The organism is Pseudomonas kairouanensis (genome assembly GCF_004682055.1).
Classification (GTDB): Bacteria; Pseudomonadota; Gammaproteobacteria; order Pseudomonadales; family Pseudomonadaceae; genus Aquipseudomonas; species Aquipseudomonas kairouanensis.
The window spans coordinates 1-18992 of sequence record NZ_QUZU01000071.1 but is presented as its reverse complement, the minus strand read 5'-3'; the positions used below and the strand labels follow the sequence as shown (position 1 = coordinate 18992).

Sequence of the window (18992 nt, the reverse complement as noted above, 5' to 3'; positions counted from 1 at the left end):
CTACCTGAAAGAAGGTGATGCACGCATCATCGCCCACACCAAGATCATCGGTGCTGGCGAGAAAGATTCGGTGACCTTCGATGTGGCCAAGCTGACCGCTGGCGAAAGCTATGAGTTCTTCTGCTCGTTCCCAGGCCACAACTCGATGATGAAAGGCGCGGTGGTTCTTAAGTAAGACCGCGTTATCGTTCTTCGCGAGCAAGCCCGCTCCCACACTTGACCGAGTTCCAACATGAGCATGCGGTCAAAATGTGGGAGCGGGCTTGCTCGCGAAGACGGCCTGTCAATCACCACAAAACTATCTGGCTACCTCACGGCGCAAACGGCATGACCCGCTTATGCTCCGTCTTGCGGTAGGTCTCACAGATAATCCGGAACGCCTCCTCGCGCACCGGCTCACCATGCAAAAACGCATCGATTTCGGCATAGGTCACGCCATGTGACGCTTCGTCCGGCTTGCCCGGCGACAGGTCTTCCAAATCCGCCGTCGGCACCTTCTCCACCAGCGATTCCGGCGCGCCAAAGTGCCGTGCAATCGAACGCACCTGGTTCTTCACCAGCCCGCTCAACGGCGCCAGGTCGCACGCGCCATCGCCGAACTTGGTGAAAAAGCCCATCACCGCTTCTGCTGCATGGTCGGTACCGATCACCAAACCACCGGCTGCACCGGCGATGGTGTACTGCGCCACCATGCGCATGCGTGCCTTGGTGTTGCCCAGCACGAAGTCGCGAGACACCGCCGCCTTGCCTTCAAACGCCGCCACTTCGTTGGCCAGGGCTTTGACCGCCGGGCCGATGTTGACGGTGTGGCGCTCGTCCGGCTCGATAAAGTCCACGGAGGCTGTGGCATCGATTTCGTCGAACTGGGTTTCGTAGGGCAGGCGCACCGCGATAAAGCGGTAGGCCTCATCACCGGTGCTTTCGCGCAGTGCTTTCACCGCGCGCTGGGCCAACAGGCCGGCGGTCAGGGAGTCGACGCCGCCACTGATACCCAGTACCAGGGTCTTGAGCCCGGCATTGCGCAGGCAATCCTGGATAAAGGTGATGCGACGGGCAACCTCGGCCTCCAGGGCCGCCTGGTCCTGGAACGGTGCTTGAACCTTGAGCTGCTGCGCAATCTCACGCTGTACGGCTTGCATGATTCACTCCTTGCTGGAAAGGGCAGGTACTTTGAAAACGTGCCGCAAATAGGCGACAAAATTCGGATCGGTGCAGTGGGTCTTGCCCGCTTCATCGGAGATCTTCGCGACGGGCTGGCCATTGCAGGCGGTCATTTTAAGCACGATGCTCATCGGTTCCACCCCCGGAATATCGCAGGTCAGGTTGGTGCCGATACCAAAACTCACGTTAATGCGACCGCGCAGCGCACGGAATATCTCCAGCGCCTTGGGCAGCGACAGGCTGTCGGAGAACACCAATGTCTTGCTCATCGGCTCGATGCCCAGTTTATGGTAGTGGGCGATGGCTTTTTCGGCCCACTGCACCGGGTCGCCTGAGTCGTGACGCAGGCCGTCGAACAGCTTGGCGAAGTACAAGTCGAAGTCGCCCAGGAACGCGTCGGTGGTGATGCAATCGGTCAGGGCGATGCCCAGCAGGCCACGGTATTCACGCACCCAGCAGTCGAGGGCTGCGATCTGGCTGTCGATCAGGCGCGGGCCCAGTTGCTGGTGGGCCATGATCCATTCGTGGGCCATGGTGCCCAGGGGCTTCATATCGAATTCACGGGCCAGGTGCACGTTGCTGGTGCCGACAAAACGGCCAGGGAAATCGTGCTTGAGCACGCTGACCACTTCTTCCTGCACCCGGTACGAGAAGCGTCGGCGGGTGCCGAAGTCGGCCACTTGCAGCTCGGACAATTCCTCGCTGCTGGCGTTGGCGGTAAGCCAGTCGAACTTGCGGTACAGCTGCTCGCGGGCCTGTTCCAGGATCACGCTCTGGTAGCGATAGCGGTTACGCACCTCGCTGACGATGGCCAGCATCGGCACTTCAAACAGGATCACATGCAGCCACGGCCCGCGCAGGCGGATGAACAATTCGCCGTTCTCGATGCCGGTCTGTACGTAGCGCAGGTTGAAGCGGAACAGCCCTAGAAAGCGCAGAAAATCCGGCTTCATAAAGCTGATGCGTTCCAGGAAACCCAGTTGGTCCGGGCTCAGGCTCAGCTCGGCGAGGCGCTCGATTTGGTAGCGGATCTCGGCCAGGTACGGGCGCAGGTCTTCGCTGTTACGGCAGCGGAATTCCCATTCAACTTCCACGTTGGGGTAGTTGTGCAGCACCGCCTGCATCATGGTCAGCTTGTAGAAGTCGGTGTCGAGCAGGTTCTGCACGATGCGATCGGCAAACACACTCTCGCTCATAACGGGAATCTCCAGACGGGTCGGCGATGGGCGCCGGCCTTTACGCACAATTAAGGAAGGGGGCTAGTGGCGCATAGACCTGTGGGGTTTTGCCAGTGATTTTTTTGCTATGGCCACTGGCCTGATCGGGAGCAAGCCCCCTCCCACACTGACTGCATTCCCATATTTTGAATGGTGAACACAGTAAATGTGGGAGAGCGCTTGCTCCCGATAGCGGTATCTCAGGCACTAAATAACCTGTTCCATCATCCACTTCACAAACTCCCGAACCTTGGGCACCTCCGCCGAATGCTCCGGGTAAGCCAGGTAATAAGCATCCTGGCTCGGCATCGCATGCTGCCACGGGATCACCAGCTTGCCGTCGGCCAGTTCCTCTTCCACCAGAAAGCGCGGCAACAGCGCCACGCCACAACCCACCTGCGCCGCCCGTATGCACATATAAAAGGTGTCGAACCGTGGGCCATGGTAGCTGTGCTCGGTCTGGTAGCCCTGATCGGCAAACCAGTCATGCCAACCCTGGGGCCGCGAGGCATTTTGCAGCAGCACCAGCTCACTCAGTTGCGTTGGGTCAGTCAAAGGCCGCGCGGGCAGGCTTTCGGGCGCGCACACCGGCACCAGTTCTTCGCTGAACAGTTTCAGGCTCTCGGTGCCGGGGCGTGAACCCTGACCAAAGTAGAAGGCCATGTCGGCCTTGCCTTGCAGTAGCTCATCCGGCTCCTGTTCGTTGCACAGGTCCAGGTGGATCTGCGGGTGACGCAGCCGCCAGCCCTTGAGGCGTGGCACCAGCCAGCGGGCGCCGAAGGTGTAAGGCGTGGAGACGCGCAGCACCTCGGTCTCGCCGCCGTAGGAGCGCAGGTAGTGGGTGGACATCTCCACTTGCGTGAGGATCTTGCGCACTTCCACCAGGTACAGGTCGCCCGCCGGCGTCATCTGCAGCCGACGGCGCACGCGGCGGAACAACAGGTGTTGCAGTAGCTCCTCCAACTGCGCCACTTGTTTGCTCACCGCACTTTGGGTGAGGTTCAGCTCCTCGGCGGCGCGGGTGAAGCTCAAATGGCGGGTGGCGGCTTCGAAACATTGCAGTGCGGTGATCGAGGGCAAATGTCTTTTGTTCAGCACGGCGTGCCTCTTTTTATGCTTTGCATGAATAAACGGAATGATATCTCGCCTAATCGTCGTTTGTTGGCAAGTCTTGGGCCAGCTACAAATAAGGCCTGGATCGCCGTGTCTGTCGGCGGCGCAATTTTTTGTTTGTGGAATGAAGGAGTGACCCATGGTTGCCGCATTGCTTGATCGTCTCGGGGTAAACCCGGCGCTGTACCAGTCGGGTAAAAACCCTGTGCATTCGCCGATTGACGGCAGCGTTATCGGCACTGTGCACTGGGAAGGTGCCGCCGAGGTAGAGCAACAGGTCAGTCGCGCCGAGCATGCATTCGACGCCTGGCGCAAAGTGCCTGCACCGCGACGCGGCGAGCTGGTGCGCCAATTCGGCGACGTGTTGCGCGAATACAAGGCTGATCTTGGCGAGCTGGTGTCCTGGGAAGCCGGCAAGATCACCCAGGAAGGCCTGGGCGAAGTGCAGGAAATGATCGACATCTGCGACTTCGCCGTGGGCCTGTCGCGCCAACTGTATGGCTTGACCATCGCGTCTGAGCGTCCAGGCCACCACATGCGGGAAACCTGGCACCCGCTGGGCGTGGTCGGCGTGATCAGTGCGTTCAATTTCCCGGTGGCTGTGTGGGCGTGGAACACCACCCTGGCCCTGGTGTGCGGCAACGCCGTAATCTGGAAACCCTCGGAAAAGACCCCGCTCACCGCCCTGGCCTGCCAGGCGCTGTTTGAACGCGTGGTGAAAAACTTCAACGATGCCCCGCCGTACCTGAGCCAAGTGGTCATCGGTGGTCGCGACGCAGGCGCCGCCTTGGTGGACGACCCCCGCGTGGCCCTGATCAGCGCCACCGGCAGCACCCGCATGGGCCGCGAAGTGGCGCCGAAAGTCGCCGCACGTTTTGCCCGCAGCATCCTCGAACTGGGCGGCAACAACGCCATGATCCTCGGCCCAAGCGCCGACCTGGACATGGCCGTGCGCGCCATCCTGTTCAGCGCCGTCGGCACCGCTGGCCAGCGTTGCACCACCCTGCGCCGCCTGATCGCCCATGAGTCGGTAAAAGAAGAAATCGTCACCCGTCTCAAGGCGGCTTATTCCAAGGTGCGCATTGGCCACCCGCTGGAAGGCAACCTGATCGGCCCGCTGATCGACAAGCATGGCTTCGACAACATGCAGGACGCCCTGGAGCAGGCCTTGAGCGAAGGCGGCAAGGTGTTCGGTGGCAAGCGCCAGTTGGAAGATAAATTCCCGAATGCCTACTACGTGTCGCCGGCCATTGTGCAAATGCCCGAGCAAAGCGACGTGGTGTGCACCGAAACGTTCGCGCCGATCCTGTACGTGGTCGGCTACACCGATTTTGCCGAAGCCTTGCGCCTGAACAACGCCGTGCCCCAGGGCTTGTCGTCGTGCATCTTTACAACCGATGTGCGCGAAGCCGAGCAGTTCATGTCGGCGGTGGGCAGTGACTGTGGCATCGCTAACGTCAATATCGGCCCGAGTGGCGCGGAGATCGGCGGTGCGTTTGGTGGTGAAAAAGAGACCGGCGGCGGGCGTGAGTCGGGGTCGGATGCGTGGCGTGGGTACATGCGTCGCCAGACCAATACCGTGAACTACTCCCTGGAATTGCCGCTGGCGCAGGGCATTACTTTCGACTGAATCCAAGGTCGGAGCGCGGTCAAGAATGTGGGAGGGGGCTTGCTCCCGATGGCGGTTTGTCAGTCAACAGATGTGTATCTGATCCACCGCTATCGGGAGCAAGCCCCCTCCCACATTTGATCGTATTTACAGTTCGGAATAGATGTTTGTTAGGTCTCACCGGAGTCTGGCAATGGCACTGCGCGAAACATGTTTATGGGAACACCTCACCCCCAGCCGCCCCGACCGTGCCGCGCTCAAGGGTGAAATCAAGGTGGATGTGTGCGTGATCGGCGCCGGCATCACCGGTTTGTCGGCCGCCATTCACTTGCTGGAACAGGGTAAAAGCGTCGCCGTGCTGGAAGCCCATCGCACCGGCCACGGTGGTTCGGGGCGTAACGTCGGGCTGGTGAACGCAGGCCTGTGGATCCCGCCGGATGATATCGAAGCCGGTTTTGGCACGGCGGTGGGCAGCCAGCTCAACCGCATGTTGGGCGCCGCGCCCTCCCTGGTGTTCAGCCTGATCGACAAATACAACATCGACTGCCAGCTACGCCGCGAGGGCACCTTGCACATGGCGCACAACGCCCGTGGCGAAGCGGACCTGCGCAGTCGTGAAGAACAATGGAAGCGCCGTGGCGCGCCGGTGGAACTGCTCACCGGCCAGGCCTGTGAGCACGCCACGGGCACCCAAAAAATTGCAGCAGCCCTGCTGGACCGGCGCGCCGGAACCTTGAACCCGATGGCCTACACCAGTGGCTTGGCCAACGCTGCCGTTGGGCTTGGCGGGCAGGTGTTCGATCACTCCCCGGTGACTCAGCTGGAGCGCCAGGGTTCGCATTGGTCGGTGCAGACCGGTCAGGGTTCCGTGCAGGCTGCACAGGTGGTGATCGCGTCCAACGCTTACACCGAAGGCGAATGGACCGACCTGCGGCGCAACTTTTTCCCCGGCTATTACTACCAGGTCGCTTCCGCGCCGTTGACGGACGACGCCGCCCGGCAAATCCTACCCGGCGGCCAAGGTTCCTGGGACACGCGCCAGGTCTTGAGCAGCATCCGCCGCGACGCCGATGGCCGCCTGCTGCTCGGTAGCCTGGGCAATGGCAACCAGAAACCGGCCTGGTTCCTCAAGGCGTGGGCCGATCGGGTGCAGCAGCACTACTTCCCGTACCTCAAATCGGTGCAGTGGGAATACACCTGGACCGGCTGCATCGCCTTCACCCCGGACCACCTGATGCGCCTGTTCGAGCCCGCACCGGGCCTGGTCGCCGTCACGGGCTATAACGGACGTGGGGTGACCACCGGCAGCGTGGTCGGCAAGGCGTTTGCCGATTACCTGTGTCACCACAATCCCCAGGCCTTGCCGATTCCGTTCACACCGATGCAGCCATTGGCCGCGCCGGGTCTGCGCAGTTGTTTGTATGAGGCGGGATTTTCGCTGTATCACGCCGGCCAATGCCTGAGGATCGTGATCTGATCAGCGAAATACCTGTCAGAAGCCTGCATTTTCTTAGCAGGCTACTAATCTGTATTGGTGCAAGTCGTAGCAATCGCGCACTGTAAATGTGCAGTTCCGTTACGCCGTCTGTTACAGCTGTAGGAACTGTCGTTTATTCGTCTGGTTGCAGGTGCGACCTGCCGGGGTTGTACTTTTTTAGCGTATGGGTTGCACCTCTTGAGGCTTGAGGGTTGCACGTCCTGACGAACGGCGCCCAAACGCCTGTAATACCAATGACACCGTGTCTTTTTGAAGAATAAAAACCTAATGGCACGCGCTTTGCTCTGGGCTTTCAGTGGAAAGTTTGAACGCAAGTTGTAGTGCCAAAAATCAAAAATATCGGAGCACCACTCATGTCCCAGACGTTTTACAAGAAAGGTTTTCTGGCCCTCGCCGTTGCTGCGGCGCTGGGTGTTTCTACGTTTGTTCAAGCTGATGTGAAGATCGGCGTCGCGGGGCCCATGACGGGCGCCAACGCCGCTTTCGGTGAGCAGTACATGAAGGGTGCCCAGGCGGCAGCCGATGTGGTCAACAAGGCCGGCGGCATCAACGGCGAGAAAATCGTCCTGGTGGCCGGCGACGACGCGTGTGAACCCAAGCAGGCCGTGGCCGTGGCCAACCGCCTGGCCGACCAGGACAAGGTGATCGGCGTGGTCGGGCACTTCTGTTCCTCCAACACCATCCCGGCCTCCGAGGTCTACGACGAAGCGGGCATCATCGCCATCACCCCAGGTTCCACCAACCCACAAGTGACCGAGCGTGGCCTGGGCGCCATGTTCCGTATGTGCGGGCGTGACGACCAGCAAGGCATCGTTGCCGGTGACTACATCGTCGACGTGCTCAAGGGCAAGAAAGTCGCGGTCATCAACGACAAGGACACCTATGGCAAAGGCCTGGCCGACGCCACCGCTGCCCAGTTGACCAAGCGCGGCGTCAAGCCGGTGCTGGAAGAAGGTCTGACCCGCGGCGAGAAAGACTTCAGCGCCCTGGTTACCAAAATCCGCTCCCTGGGCGCCGACGTTGTCTATTTCGGCGGCCTGCACCCTGAAGCCGGCCCACTGGTTCGCCAGATCCGTGAAGCGGGTCTGAAAGACGTGAAATTCATGTCCGATGACGGCGTAGTGACCGACGAACTGGTGGCCACCGCTGGCGGTGCGCAGTACGTTGATGGCGTCTACATGACCTTCGGCGCCGACCCGCGCCTGCTGCCAGACAGCAAGGCCGTGGTGGAGGAGTTCCGCAAAAACGGTACTGAACCCGAAGGCTACACCCTGTACGCCTACGCTTCGATCCAGGCCCTGGCCGCTGGCTTCAATGGTGCCAAGTCCAACAAGGGTGAAGACGCTGCCAAGTGGCTCAAGGCCAACCCGGTCCAGACCGTCATGGGCAAGAAGGAATGGGACGGTAAGGGCGACCTGAAAGTCTCCGACTATGTGGTTTACCAGTGGGACAAAGACGGTAAATACCACCAGCTGGAAAAACAGAAGTAATTACAAACACCGCAGACCCAATGTGGGAGCGGGCTTGCTCGCGAAAGCGGAGTGTCAGTCTCTGAATGTGTTTCTGACACACCGCATTCGCGAGCAAGCCCGCTCCCACAGGGGGACTGTGCTGTGATCGAGATCTGTCTTTTCCTCCAGAAGCGCCGCACACCCACAGGTGTGCAGGTGCTCACCGCGTGAGATTGCGTTATGGATGGTATTTTCCTGCAGCAACTGGTCAACGGCCTGACCCTCGGGTCGGTCTACGGCCTGATCGCCATCGGCTACACAATGGTCTACGGCATCATTGGCATGATCAACTTCGCCCACGGCGAGGTTTACATGATTTCCGCTTACCTCGCGGCAATCAGTCTGGCTCTGCTGGCCTACTTCGGTATTGAATCCTTCCCGCTGCTCATTCTCGGCACCTTGATTTTCACCGTGGTCGTCACTGGCGTGTACGGCTGGGTCATCGAGCGTGTCGCCTACAAGCCTCTGCGCAACTCCACCCGCCTGGCACCGCTGATCAGCGCCATCGGTATCTCCCTGATCCTGCAGAACTACGCACAGATCGCCCAGGGCGCCAAGCAACAAGGTATTCCCACCCTGCTGGCCGGGGCCTGGCGCGTCGATATCGGCACCGGGTTCGTGCAATTGACGTACACCAAGGTCTTCATCCTGGTCGCCGCCTTCTCGGGCATGGCCTTGCTGACCTACATCATCAAGTACACCAAGCTCGGCCGCATGTGCCGCGCCACCCAGCAAGACCGCAAGATGGCGTCGATCCTCGGCATCAATACCGACCGGGTGATCTCCTACGTATTCGTCATCGGTGCCGCCATGGCCGCACTGGCCGGCGTGCTCATCACCTTGAACTACGGCACCTTCGACTTCTATGCCGGCTTCATCATCGGCATCAAGGCGTTCACCGCGGCGGTACTCGGCGGCATCGGCTCCCTGCCGGGTGCGATGCTTGGCGGGATCATCCTCGGGATCTCCGAGTCGCTGTTCTCGGGGTTGATCAACTCTGACTACAAAGACGTGTTCAGTTTCTCCCTGCTGGTGGTGATCCTGATCTTCCGTCCCCAGGGCCTGCTGGGTCGCCCACTCGTGGCTAAGGTGTAAACATGTCTGCTGCCAAACCTATCGATATCAAGAAAAGTGTGGTCGATACGATCCTTGCCGGCCTTATTTCGCTGGTCGTGTTCGGCCCTATCGTCGGCGTAGTCCTCGACGGCTACAGCTTCAACCTGGAACCGGCCCGCGTGGCCACGCTGGTCGCCATCGTGATGGCCGGTCGGTTTGCCTTGAGCCTGTTCCTGCAAACCCCCAAGGGCCTGAAGATTCTGCAGGGCTTCGAAAGCAGCGGCTCTGGCGTGCATGTGCTGGCGCCGGACTACAAGTCGCGACTGCGCTGGATCATTCCGGCGCTGATCGTGATTGCCATCGTGTTCCCGATCTTCGCCAACAAGTACCTGCTGACCGTGGTGATCCTGGGGCTGATCTACGTGTTGCTCGGCCTGGGCCTGAACATCGTGGTGGGCCTGGCGGGCCTGCTCGACCTGGGCTACGTGGCGTTCTACGCCATCGGTGCCTACGGCCTGGCCCTGGGTTATCAGTACCTGGGCCTGGGCTTCTGGAGCGTGCTGCCGCTGGCGGCCATCGCGGCAGCTTTAGCGGGGTGCATACTCGGTTTCCCGGTATTGCGAATGCACGGTGACTACCTGGCCATCGTGACCCTGGGTTTCGGTGAAATCATCCGCCTGGTGCTCAACAACTGGCTGTCGTTTACCGGTGGTCCCAACGGCATGCCGGTGCCATCGCCGACCTTCCTCGGCCTGGAATTCGGGCGCAAGGCGAAGGAGGGCGGGATTCCCTTCCACGAGTTCTTCGGCCTCGATTACAACCCCAACATCAAGTTCATGTTCATCTACATCGTGCTGTTCCTGGTGGTGCTGGCCGTGCTGTACATCAAGCACCGCCTGACCCGCATGCCGGTGGGCCGCGCCTGGGAAGCCTTGCGCGAAGATGAAATCGCCTGCCGTTCCATGGGCCTGAACCACGTACTGGTCAAGCTCTCGGCGTTCACCATTGGTGCCTCCACCGCAGGGCTTGCCGGGGTCTTCTTTGCCAGCTACCAGGGCTTCGTCAACCCGTCGTCGTTTACGTTCTTCGAGTCGGCGCTGATCCTGGCCATCGTGGTGTTGGGCGGCATGGGTTCGACGGTGGGCGTGGTGATCGCGGCGTTCGTGCTGACCGTTGCGCCGGAACTGCTGCGCAGCTTCTCGGAATACCGCGTGCTGCTGTTTGGCGTGTTGATGGTGGTGATGATGATCTGGCGCCCGCGTGGGTTGATCCGCATCAGCCGTACCGGGGTGACACCACGTAAGGGGGTAGCGCCATGAGCAAGGAAGTCGTGCTCTCTGTGGAACACCTGATGATGCACTTCGGTGGCATCAAGGCCTTGAGCGATGTGAGCCTCAAGGTCGAACGCAACTCGATCTTCGCCCTGATCGGCCCCAACGGCGCCGGCAAGACCACGGTATTCAACTGCCTCACCGGTTTTTACAAGGCCAGCGGCGGCAAGATCGAACTCAACATTCGTGGCCGGCAGACCAACGTGATCCAGTTGCTGGGCGAGCGTTTCCAGCCCACCGACTTCGTGTCCCCCAAAAGCTTCCTGAGCCGGGTGTACTACAAGATGTTCGGCGGTACCCACCTGGTGAACCGTGCCGGGCTGGCGCGGACCTTCCAGAACATTCGCCTGTTCAAGGAAATGTCGGTGGTGGAAAACCTGCTGGTGGCCCAGCACATGTGGGTCAACCGCAACATGCTGGCGGGCATTCTCAATACCAAGGGCTACCGCAAAGCCGAAAGCGACGCCCTCGACCACGCCTTCTACTGGCTGGAAGTGGTTGACCTGGTGGACTGCGCCAACCGCCTGGCCGGTGAGCTTTCCTACGGCCAGCAACGGCGCCTGGAAATCGCCCGCGCCATGTGCACCCGACCGCAGATCATCTGCCTGGACGAACCGGCGGCGGGCCTCAACCCCCAGGAAACCGAAGCCCTCAGCGCGATGATTCGCCTGCTGCGCGACGAACACGACCTCACGGTGGTGCTGATCGAACACGACATGGGCATGGTGATGAGTATTTCCGACCACATCGTGGTGCTTGACCACGGCAACGTGATCGCCGAAGGCGGGCCGGACGCGATCCGCAACGACCCGAAAGTGATTGCTGCCTACCTGGGCGCCGACGAAGAGGAGCTGGTATGAGTGCACCTATCCTCGAAATGAAGGACCTGGACGTGTATTACGGCCCGATCCAGGCCCTGAAAAAAGTCTCGCTGCACATCAACGAGGGCGAAACCGTGAGCCTGATCGGCTCCAACGGCGCGGGCAAGTCCACACTGCTGATGTCGATCTTCGGCCAGCCACGGGCCGAGTCGGGGCAGATCCTGTACAACGGCGTCGACATTACCCACAAGTCATCCCACTACATTGCCTCCAACGGCATTGCGCAGTCGCCGGAAGGGCGGCGGGTATTCCCCGACATGACCGTCGAGGAAAACCTGCTGATGGGCACGATCCCCATCGGGGACAAGTACGCCCAGGAAGACATGCAGCGCATGTTCGAGCTGTTCCCACGGCTCAAGGAGCGCCGCACCCAGCGGGCCATGACCATGTCTGGCGGGGAGCAGCAAATGCTCGCCATCGCCCGCGCGCTGATGAGCAGGCCCAAGTTGTTGCTGCTGGACGAGCCGAGCCTGGGCCTGGCGCCGATTGTGGTGAAGCAGATCTTCGCGACCCTGCGCGAGTTGGCAGCCACGGGGATGACCATCTTCCTGGTGGAGCAGAACGCCAACCATGCACTGCGCTTGTCGGACCGGGCGTATGTGATGGTCAACGGGGAGATTCGCCTGACGGGCACCGGTAAAGAGCTGTTGGTGAACGAGGAAGTGCGCAACGCCTATTTGGGTGGGCACTGATCTCAAATTTGACGCTGCCCCCCCTGTGGGAGCGGGCTTGCTCGCGAAAGCGGTGTGTCAGTCAGTACACCTGAAACTGACTCACCGCATTCGCGAGCAAGCCCGCTCCCACATTTGTTTTCCGGTGTTCATATGGCCGATCCCAAATTGTGGAAAACAAATCCAGCCCCCCTCTAAAGCGCGACATATAGCCGCCGCAAATCCCTGTTTTGTCACAGTTTTGACTTGTCCCCACCTGCTGTGGAACCGGCTGTGGGTAACGTGGTAGTACTTGGCTGGGCGCCTTTAAAACCGTAGCTCTCAGGCTTGTGATCGTTTTTTGATCAGGGGGTTTTTCGCGACCGGCCCATGGGTTTGTCAACCTGTTTAAAGACACAGGTATATGACCGATTTATGTCCCGACAGCCTGTGGATAAGTCTGTGATTAAACTCTGGAAAGACTCGCGCAGAGGCCGGAATGACTGGCCTGGAGCCATCGTTCCGATTTTCCCCCCGTCCAGGGGCCTACATACGGCCCTGCCAAGGTCAAGCAAAAAACTTTCTAAAACCGCCTGTAGCCCACGCGTACAGCGGCCTGAGGCTTTTTGCACTTGCCCCCAAAGACTGTGGGCGCAGCTGTGGATAACCTGCGTGCATATGGCTGCAGGCCACGGCGTATAAGGCTTTGCGTGTGATGGTTAAAAAACGACCAGCCGTTTATGAAGTTCTGCGCATAGCGGTTGCCGCAACGGCGGCGTAAAGGCATTCTGCTGGCTGATTTTTTTCCCGATGCCCGCAAGGAGAACACCATGTCCAACACGCTGTTTATTACTGGCGCAACCTCAGGTTTCGGCGAAGCCTGCGCCCGTCGTTTTGCCGAAGCCGGCTGGAAACTGGTGCTCACGGGCCGTCGCGCCGACCGCTTGAATGCGTTGGTTGAAGAGCTGTCCAAGCAGACTGAAGTGCACGGCCTGGTGGTGGACGTACGTGACCGCAAAGGCATGGAAGACGCCATCGCCAACCTGCCGCCGTCATTCGCCAAACTGCGCGGGCTGATCAACAACGCCGGCCTGGCCGTGGGCACTGACCCGGCGCCCAAGTGCAGCCTCGATGACTGGGAAACCATGGTCGACACCAACATCAAGGGCCTGCTGACCACCACCAACCTGCTGCTGCCGCGCCTGATCGCCCACGGCCGTGGCGCGGGCATCATCAACCTGGGTTCCATCGCCGGTAACTACCCGTACCCTGGCAGCCATGTGTATGGCGGCTCCAAGGCGTTCGTGAAGCAGTTCTCGCTGAACCTGCGTTGCGACCTGCAGGGTACGGGCGTACGTGTCACCAACATCGAGCCAGGCCTGTGTGAGAGCGAGTTCTCGCTGGTGCGCTTTGGCGGCGACCAGGCGCGGTATGACGCCACCTATGCCGGTGCCGAGCCGATCCAGCCGCAGGACATTGCCGACACCATCTTCTGGGTGATGAACACCCCGGCGCATGTGAACATCAACCGCCTGGAACTGATGCCGGTGAGCCAGACCTGGGCTGGGTTCGCGATTGAGCGTGGGGCCAAGTAAGGCTTTACACCCCGTCGCCTGCTTCGCGAGCAAGCCCGCTCCCACATTCGCCCGCATTCCAAAGGTAGGACGCGGTCTCCTGTGGGAGCGGGCTTGCTCGCGAAGGGGCCCTTAAGGTCAGCCCAAGTGCTGGATCAGACCCTGATAGCAAGTCGCCAAATGGTATGGGGTGGTAGAAGGCATATCCCAGCGACTCACCACACCCTGGGCATCCAGGCATTCATTCCAGCCTTTCTCATGCAAAAAGTGCTGTTGCAACGCCAGCAACTGGCGCTGCAGCACCGCCTCACTGCCCGGCCGCAAGGTCAGTGCCCGCAGGTATTCGGCCTGGGCCCAGATGCGTTGGGTGCCATCGCGCACCCTGCCATCCAGCGCCAGCATGCCGCTGACCGCGCCGCTCAACTTATCCACACCCGTTTGCTCGGCGTAGGCAAATGCGCGCGTCAACGAGGCATGCAACGGCGTGCCGCGCAGTACATCTGAAGACTCCAGCAAAAAGAACCACTCAAACTGATGCCCCGGCTCAAACCAGTTATCCACAGCCCCCAGCGGTTTTTCCATCATCACGCCGTGTTGGCGGTCGATGAAACGCTGCTGCATGGCCGTCGCCAAAGCCAGCAGGGCCGCTTGTACGTCGGCGTCTTCACGCACGGCGAGGGTGGCCAGGAAGCCTTCGGCCAGGTGCATCAACGGGTTTTGCAACGGGCCGGACTTGAGGGATGACCAGTTGCGCTCCAGCACGGCTTCGTAGAGGCCGTCGCCTGTGGAAAAGCGCTGGGCGACCACTTCCAGGGCGGCATTGAGTACCGATTCCACCAACGGCTCGCGCACTTTGGCCCAGTAATGGGCGCAGGCGAAGATGATGAAGGCGTGGGTGTAGAGGTCTTTGCGCTTGTCCAGCGGCTGCCCGGCCGGGTCGATGCTGTAGAACCAGCCGCCGTGCTCGGCATCGTGGAAGTGTCGTTGCAGGGAACGGAACAGCGCGCCTGCACGTTCCTCGGCAAAGGCTGCGCCGGGCTCGCCGATCAGGCTGGCAAACAGGTACAGCTGCCGGGCACAGGCCATGGCGCGGTAGCGTTGAGGGGGCAAAGGCTGGTGATCGGCGTCCAGCGCCTCATAGGGCAATGCCAGTTCGGCGTTCCAGCCTGGGCCTTGCCAGAGCGGCACGATCAGGCTGTGGAAGTGCGTGAGCACGGCATTGAGGGTGGAGCTTGGAGCGGTGGGCATTGGCTGGCGTCGTCACGGCAGGGGTGTAGGCGCGCATGGTAGCAGGCTTGGGTTCTGTGGTGTCTGGTCTGGCGCTATCGGGGGCAAGCCCCCTCCCACATTTACTGTATTCACAGATTTTGACTTGTGAATACAGTCAGTGTGGGAGCGGGCTTGCTCGCGAAGAGGCCCTTGATAGCGCCGAAGATCAGCCTGCCAGCAACCAAACCCCAGTCGCCGCCGAAAAGGCCCCAGCAACCCGCACCAACGGCGCCGCCGCCGCCGGCAGGAAACGCACCACGGCATAGCCCGCTGCGTGCAGCACGGCGGTTGCGCCGACGAAGCCTGCTGCATACGCCCACGGGCTGGACATGTCCGGCAGCTCAAGACCGTGCGCCACACCGTGGAACAGCGCAAACAACGCCGTCGCCCCCACCGCTACAAACAGTGGTGGTCGCACCGCCAGTGCCACCGCCAGCCCCAGGGCCAACACCGACGCAGCAATCCCGCTCTCCATCGCTGGCAACTGCATCCCTTCAAAACCCAGCACACCGCCCATCAGCATGGTGCCAACAAAGGTGCACGGCAGTGCCCAGCGTGCAGCGCCTTTCTGCTGGGCGGCCCACAAACCCACGGCAACCATCGCCAGCAAGTGGTCGATGCCGCCCAACGGGTGGCTGATACCCGCCACCAGGCCGTTGTCGCCGTGGCCAGGGTGGGCAAAGGCCAGGGCCGGGGCCAGCAATAGGGTGGCGGCGGCGAAAAGTTTTTTGAGGCTCATGGACAGGTTCCTTATGGGTTGATCAGGCAGCGGTCAGCAAACCTTGGCGTTCGATGAAGGCGACGATCTCTTCCAGGCCGACGCCGGTTTTCTGGTTGCTGAACACAAAGGGTTTGCCGTTGCGCATACGGGTGGTGTCGCTGTTCATCAATTCCAGGGAGGCCCCCACCAAGGGCGCCAGGTCGATCTTGTTGATCACCAGCAAGTCGGATTTGCAAATGCCTGGCCCACCCTTGCGCGGCAGCTTGTCGCCGGCAGACACATCGATCACGTAAATGGTCAGGTCTGACAGCTCGGGGCTGAAGGTGGCCGACAGGTTGTCGCCACCGGACTCCACCAGGATCAGGTCCAGGCCGGGGAAGCGACGATTGAGTTGATCCACCGCTTCGAGGTTGATCGAGGCGTCTTCGCGGATGGCGGTGTGCGGGCAGCCACCGGTTTCCACGCCGATGATGCGTTCCGGCGCCAGGGCCTGGTTGCGCACCAGGAAGTCGGCGTCTTCGCGGGTGTAGATGTCGTTGGTGACCACCGCCAGGTTGTAGCGGTCGCGCAGGGCCAGGCACAGGGCCAGGGTGAGGGCGGTCTTGCCGGAGCCCACCGGGCCGCCGATGCCGACGCGCAGAGGTTGAGTGTTCATAGGGTGCTTCTCCTAGGATCGGAACAGGCGGCTGTACTGGCGTTCATGGGCCATGCACGCCAGGGACAGGCCGAACGCGGCGCTGCCGCAATGGTTGGGGTCGATGCGTGCGGCGTCCTGCTGGGCTTGTTGCAGCAGTGGCAGCAGTTCGCTGGTCAGGCGCTGGGCGGCTTGTTGGCCCAGGGGCAGGGTTTTCATCAACACCGCCAGTTGGTTTTCCAGCCAACTCCATAGCCAGGCGGCGAGGGCGTCGTCCGGGCTGATGGCCCAGGCGCGGGCGGCCAGGGCCCAGCCCAGCGCAAGATGGGGTTCACTGCACTGCTCTAGAAACGCGCGGGCGCCGTCGTCCAGTTCCGGTAAGCCATTGAGCAGTTGTTGCAGCGAGTAGCCCATCTGCCGGCTCTCTTGGTACAGCTCGCGGGTCTCACGGCTGGCGCGGTGCTCCTCCCACAGTTGCGCCAGGCGTGGCCAATCTTCATGGGCGGCGGCCTGGCAATGGGCGAGCAGCAGCGGTGCTTCGAAGCGAGCCAGGTTGAGCAGCAACTGATCGCTGATCCAGCGGCGGGCCGTGGCGGCGTCCACGACGCGGCCACTCTCCACGGCCATTTCCAGGCCCTGGGAATAGCTATAGCCGCCAATCGGCAATTGCGGACTGGCCAGACGCAGCAGCGCCCAGGCTGGGTTCATAGACGTACGCCGAACTGGTGCAGCTTGGGCGGGTAATTGAAGTCTTCATCGCCATGCCGTGAGTGGTGATGGCCGCCGCCATAGGCGCCGTGCTCCGGTTGGAACGGGGCCTCGATGGTCTCGGTGGTGGCGCCCAACTGCTCAAGCATGGCCTTGAGCACATAGTCATCGAGCAGGCGCAACCAGCCGTCTCCGACTTGCAGGGCGACGTGGCGATTGCCCAGGTGGTAGGCCGCGCGGGTCAGTTCAAAGGCGCTGGCGCAGGTGACGTGTAGCAATTGTTCAGGCCGGGCGCAGACGCGTACCACGCGCCCATCTTCGGCTTGGAGAAATTCGCCATCGTGCAACGGCGGCTGGCCGCGCTCCAGGAAAAGGCCGACGTCTTCACCGTCGGCACTGAAACAGCGCAGGCGGCTTTTGCTGCGGGCTTCGAAATTCAGCAGCAACTCGGCGGCCCAGAGGGCTTGGGGGGCGATTCGACGGTGGATCACCAGCATCAGGCAGCTTCCAGCTATGAGCGATGCAAGTGCTAGAGCAAGGGGCTTGCCAATCCCGTAAGAGAGTAGGAAATGCCTGTCGGCTGGAGCGACGACGCCACTAAATAGGGCGTAGGCGCAGGGGGTTCATGCTTCAAAGTGGTGCGCGGTTCCGTGCGTCGCACTCGTGATGGGCGTTTTCGGATTTATCCTACGAGGTCTCCAGATTCGCCGTTCATAACGTTACTCGCAGGAAAAGTAGGCTTTTCGCCGTGTTCAATTCACTGCGACGTTCATCATGATCAAGTCATTTTATTGGTTAGTCATTGTCAGCCTGTCTTTGGTTATTTCATCGGCGTCGGCCACGCTGCAGCCCCGTGCACTGTTCATCGAATCGCTCAAAGAACCTGCGATCACCGATGTCATCGACAATGTGGTCGACCGCGCCCATGAGTTGCTGGGCACCCCCTATAAATGGGGCGGCAATTCGGTGGAGCAGGGCTTTGATTGCAGCAGTTTCCTGGTCTATCTGTTCAAGACCGAAGCCAACATTCACCTACCGCGTACCACGGCGGCAATGCACCGGTCCAAGGCCGTCACCATCAAGCGCAGCGCGCTCAAGCCGGGTGATGCAGTGTTTTTCAAGGGCAACGGGCGTGGCCAGATCAGCCATGTGGGGCTTTATATCGGCGAGGGCAAATTTATCCATTCGCCGCGCACCGGCAAAAACATCCGTATCGACTCGTTGAGCAACAGTTACTGGAACAAGCACTACACCACGGCCAAACGCTTTCACACGTCAGGCTGATCGGCTTATTCGGTACTGCCCAGCCCTTGCCAGTGCTTGAGGCCAATAAAGATAAAGCGCAACTGCTGGGTGATTTTCGCCTGGGGCGTGAGGTGGGCAGGCAGGGCCTGGGCCGGCGGGTCGATGATGTCGGGAAGGGTGGCGAACACGCTTTTGACGATCAGGTCAGCCATCACATGCAAGCCTTCGGCATCCAGGTGTTGCAGTTTTGGCATCAACTTGAGGTCGGCGGCCAGGTCGCGGGTAATGTCCTCGCGCAGGGCACCGATGGCCTGGCGCACAGCCAGGCAGCCGCCATATTGCTCGCGGGCCAGGAACAGGAATTGGGAGCGGTTGGCCGAGACTACATCGAGAAAAATGCGTACCGAGGCATCAATGATGCCGCCCATGACGAATTCGTTATGGCGCACCAGGCGGATCGTGGCGCGAAAGGTCTGGCCGACTTCACTGACCAGCACGAGCCCAAGTTGGTCCATGTCGGCAAAATGGCGATAGAACCCGGTGGGTACAATGCCAGCCGTCTTGGCCACTTCCCGCAGGCTCAGGCTGCCAAACCCACGGCCACACTCCATCAGATGGCGGGCTGCGTCCATCAAGGCGAGGCGGGTCTGTTGCTTCTGTTCGGCGCGGGGCAGCATCGGCGGGCGGGCTTAGTCGACAAGTACAGCGACGCACTCTAGCAAAACAGCTTCATCGGCGTCGAACTTGGCGGGGGAAGTGCGTGATGCAATCTACAAGAAAGCAAAAGCCCGATCGGCAGATCGGGCTTTTTTAT

19 protein-coding genes are annotated in these 18992 nt (G+C 60.9%); 10 read left to right on the top strand and 9 right to left on the bottom strand.

Features of this window, described 5'->3' with window-relative positions:
• Positions 1–175, top strand: a 175-nt coding sequence (locus DYL59_RS29945; RefSeq protein ID WP_238340788.1) for a plastocyanin/azurin family copper-binding protein, incomplete at its 5' end; no start/stop codon positions are given.
• Between the two features lie 136 nt (positions 176–311).
• Here the strand turns inward: DYL59_RS29945 and nadE are convergent.
• The 3 genes from nadE to DYL59_RS29930 all read right to left on the bottom strand — a co-directional run bounded on the left by nadE (position 312) and on the right by DYL59_RS29930 (position 3476).
• Positions 312–1139 carry an ammonia-dependent NAD(+) synthetase gene (nadE, locus tag DYL59_RS29940; RefSeq protein ID WP_135292403.1) on the bottom strand — a complete coding sequence of 276 codons (828 nt, stop codon included), beginning with the start codon at positions 1137–1139 and terminating at the stop codon, positions 312–314.
• A 3-nt stretch (positions 1140–1142) separates the two neighbouring features.
• The gene (pncB, locus tag DYL59_RS29935) at positions 1143–2357 is read right to left on the bottom strand and encodes a nicotinate phosphoribosyltransferase (protein WP_135292402.1); all 1215 of its coding nucleotides are present in this window, start codon (positions 2355–2357) and stop codon (positions 1143–1145) included.
• Positions 2358–2585: 228 nt separating this feature from the next.
• A complete protein-coding gene (locus tag DYL59_RS29930) occupies positions 2586–3476 on the bottom strand; it encodes a LysR family transcriptional regulator (RefSeq protein WP_135292401.1) in 891 nt (296 codons plus the stop codon).
• 154 nt (positions 3477–3630) lie between these two features.
• On the opposite strand from DYL59_RS29930, the gene amaB reads away from it, so the two are divergent.
• The 8 genes from amaB (at position 3631) to DYL59_RS29890 (ending at position 13622) form a co-directional block, all read left to right on the top strand.
• Positions 3631–5121, top strand: coding sequence for an L-piperidine-6-carboxylate dehydrogenase (amaB, locus tag DYL59_RS29925; protein WP_135292400.1), 1491 nt, complete (start codon positions 3631–3633; stop codon positions 5119–5121).
• A gap of 172 nt (positions 5122–5293) precedes the next feature.
• Entirely contained in the window at positions 5294–6577 is a 1284-nt protein-coding gene (amaA, locus tag DYL59_RS29920) for an L-pipecolate oxidase (protein ID WP_135292399.1), read from the top strand.
• Positions 6578–6951: 374 nt separating this feature from the next.
• Positions 6952–8088, top strand: a complete 1137-nt coding sequence (locus DYL59_RS29915) for a branched-chain amino acid ABC transporter substrate-binding protein (RefSeq protein WP_135292398.1) — start codon at positions 6952–6954, stop codon at positions 8086–8088.
• A 201-nt stretch (positions 8089–8289) separates the two neighbouring features.
• Complete coding sequence (locus DYL59_RS29910; protein WP_135292397.1) at positions 8290–9204, top strand: ABC transporter permease subunit; 915 nt, start codon at positions 8290–8292, stop codon at positions 9202–9204.
• 2 nt (positions 9205–9206) lie between these two features.
• The gene (livM, locus tag DYL59_RS29905; RefSeq protein WP_135292396.1) at positions 9207–10484 is read left to right on the top strand and encodes a high-affinity branched-chain amino acid ABC transporter permease LivM; all 1278 of its coding nucleotides are present in this window, start codon (positions 9207–9209) and stop codon (positions 10482–10484) included.
• On the top strand, positions 10481–11356 hold the full coding sequence (locus DYL59_RS29900) for an ABC transporter ATP-binding protein (protein WP_135292395.1): 876 nt from the start codon (positions 10481–10483) through the stop codon (positions 11354–11356). The genes livM and DYL59_RS29900 overlap by 4 nt, the downstream gene beginning before the upstream one ends.
• Positions 11353–12069 carry an ABC transporter ATP-binding protein gene (locus tag DYL59_RS29895; protein WP_135292394.1) on the top strand — a complete coding sequence of 239 codons (717 nt, stop codon included), beginning with the start codon at positions 11353–11355 and terminating at the stop codon, positions 12067–12069. The genes DYL59_RS29900 and DYL59_RS29895 overlap by 4 nt, the downstream gene beginning before the upstream one ends.
• Before the next feature lie 788 nt (positions 12070–12857).
• Complete coding sequence (locus tag DYL59_RS29890; RefSeq protein WP_135292393.1) at positions 12858–13622, top strand: SDR family oxidoreductase; 765 nt, start codon at positions 12858–12860, stop codon at positions 13620–13622.
• 117 nt (positions 13623–13739) lie between these two features.
• Here DYL59_RS29890 and DYL59_RS29885 read toward each other — a convergent pair whose 3' ends face one another.
• The 5 genes from DYL59_RS29885 to ureE form a co-directional block, all read right to left on the bottom strand.
• On the bottom strand, positions 13740–14849 hold the full coding sequence (locus tag DYL59_RS29885; RefSeq protein WP_135292392.1) for an AGE family epimerase/isomerase: 1110 nt from the start codon (positions 14847–14849) through the stop codon (positions 13740–13742).
• Between the two features lie 187 nt (positions 14850–15036).
• Positions 15037–15609 (bottom strand): HupE/UreJ family protein, encoded by a 573-nt coding sequence (locus DYL59_RS29880; protein ID WP_135292391.1) that lies wholly within the window; start codon positions 15607–15609, stop codon positions 15037–15039.
• Positions 15610–15631: 22 nt separating this feature from the next.
• Entirely contained in the window at positions 15632–16246 is a 615-nt protein-coding gene (gene ureG, locus DYL59_RS29875) for an urease accessory protein UreG (RefSeq protein ID WP_017737493.1), read from the bottom strand.
• Positions 16247–16258: 12 nt separating this feature from the next.
• Positions 16259–16933 (bottom strand): urease accessory protein UreF, encoded by a 675-nt coding sequence (locus tag DYL59_RS29870; RefSeq protein ID WP_135292390.1) that lies wholly within the window; start codon positions 16931–16933, stop codon positions 16259–16261.
• Entirely contained in the window at positions 16930–17430 is a 501-nt protein-coding gene (ureE, locus tag DYL59_RS29865; protein ID WP_135292389.1) for an urease accessory protein UreE, read from the bottom strand. Before ureE ends, DYL59_RS29870 begins: the two co-directional genes overlap by 4 nt.
• 277 nt (positions 17431–17707) lie before the next feature.
• On the opposite strand from ureE, the gene DYL59_RS29860 reads away from it, so the two are divergent.
• Positions 17708–18217, top strand: coding sequence for a C40 family peptidase (locus tag DYL59_RS29860; protein WP_135292388.1), 510 nt, complete (start codon positions 17708–17710; stop codon positions 18215–18217).
• A gap of 5 nt (positions 18218–18222) precedes the next feature.
• On the opposite strand, the gene DYL59_RS29855 is transcribed toward DYL59_RS29860, so the two are convergent.
• Entirely contained in the window at positions 18223–18855 is a 633-nt protein-coding gene (locus DYL59_RS29855) for a TetR family transcriptional regulator (protein ID WP_135292387.1), read from the bottom strand.
• Positions 18856–18992 lie beyond the last annotated feature (137 nt).

Coding starts and splice junctions, on each gene's coding strand:
- DYL59_RS29900 (WP_135292395.1), top strand. CDS start 10,481: ATGAGCAAGGAAGTCGTGCTCTCTGTGGAACACCTGATGATGCACTTC.
- DYL59_RS29880 (WP_135292391.1), bottom strand. CDS start 15,609: ATGAGCCTCAAAAAACTTTTCGCCGCCGCCACCCTATTGCTGGCCCCG.
- ureE (WP_135292389.1), bottom strand. CDS start 17,430: ATGCTGGTGATCCACCGTCGAATCGCCCCCCAAGCCCTCTGGGCCGCC.
- DYL59_RS29885 (WP_135292392.1), bottom strand. CDS start 14,849: ATGCCCACCGCTCCAAGCTCCACCCTCAATGCCGTGCTCACGCACTTC.
- DYL59_RS29890 (WP_135292393.1), top strand. CDS start 12,858: ATGTCCAACACGCTGTTTATTACTGGCGCAACCTCAGGTTTCGGCGAA.
- DYL59_RS29915 (WP_135292398.1), top strand. CDS start 6,952: ATGTCCCAGACGTTTTACAAGAAAGGTTTTCTGGCCCTCGCCGTTGCT.
- nadE (WP_135292403.1), bottom strand. CDS start 1,139: ATGCAAGCCGTACAGCGTGAGATTGCGCAGCAGCTCAAGGTTCAAGCA.
- DYL59_RS29870 (WP_135292390.1), bottom strand. CDS start 16,933: ATGAACCCAGCCTGGGCGCTGCTGCGTCTGGCCAGTCCGCAATTGCCG.
- DYL59_RS29895 (WP_135292394.1), top strand. CDS start 11,353: ATGAGTGCACCTATCCTCGAAATGAAGGACCTGGACGTGTATTACGGC.
- amaB (WP_135292400.1), top strand. CDS start 3,631: ATGGTTGCCGCATTGCTTGATCGTCTCGGGGTAAACCCGGCGCTGTAC.
- ureG (WP_017737493.1), bottom strand. CDS start 16,246: ATGAACACTCAACCTCTGCGCGTCGGCATCGGCGGCCCGGTGGGCTCC.
- amaA (WP_135292399.1), top strand. CDS start 5,294: ATGGCACTGCGCGAAACATGTTTATGGGAACACCTCACCCCCAGCCGC.
- pncB (WP_135292402.1), bottom strand. CDS start 2,357: ATGAGCGAGAGTGTGTTTGCCGATCGCATCGTGCAGAACCTGCTCGAC.
- DYL59_RS29855 (WP_135292387.1), bottom strand. CDS start 18,855: ATGCTGCCCCGCGCCGAACAGAAGCAACAGACCCGCCTCGCCTTGATG.
- DYL59_RS29860 (WP_135292388.1), top strand. CDS start 17,708: ATGATCAAGTCATTTTATTGGTTAGTCATTGTCAGCCTGTCTTTGGTT.
- livM (WP_135292396.1), top strand. CDS start 9,207: ATGTCTGCTGCCAAACCTATCGATATCAAGAAAAGTGTGGTCGATACG.
- DYL59_RS29910 (WP_135292397.1), top strand. CDS start 8,290: ATGGATGGTATTTTCCTGCAGCAACTGGTCAACGGCCTGACCCTCGGG.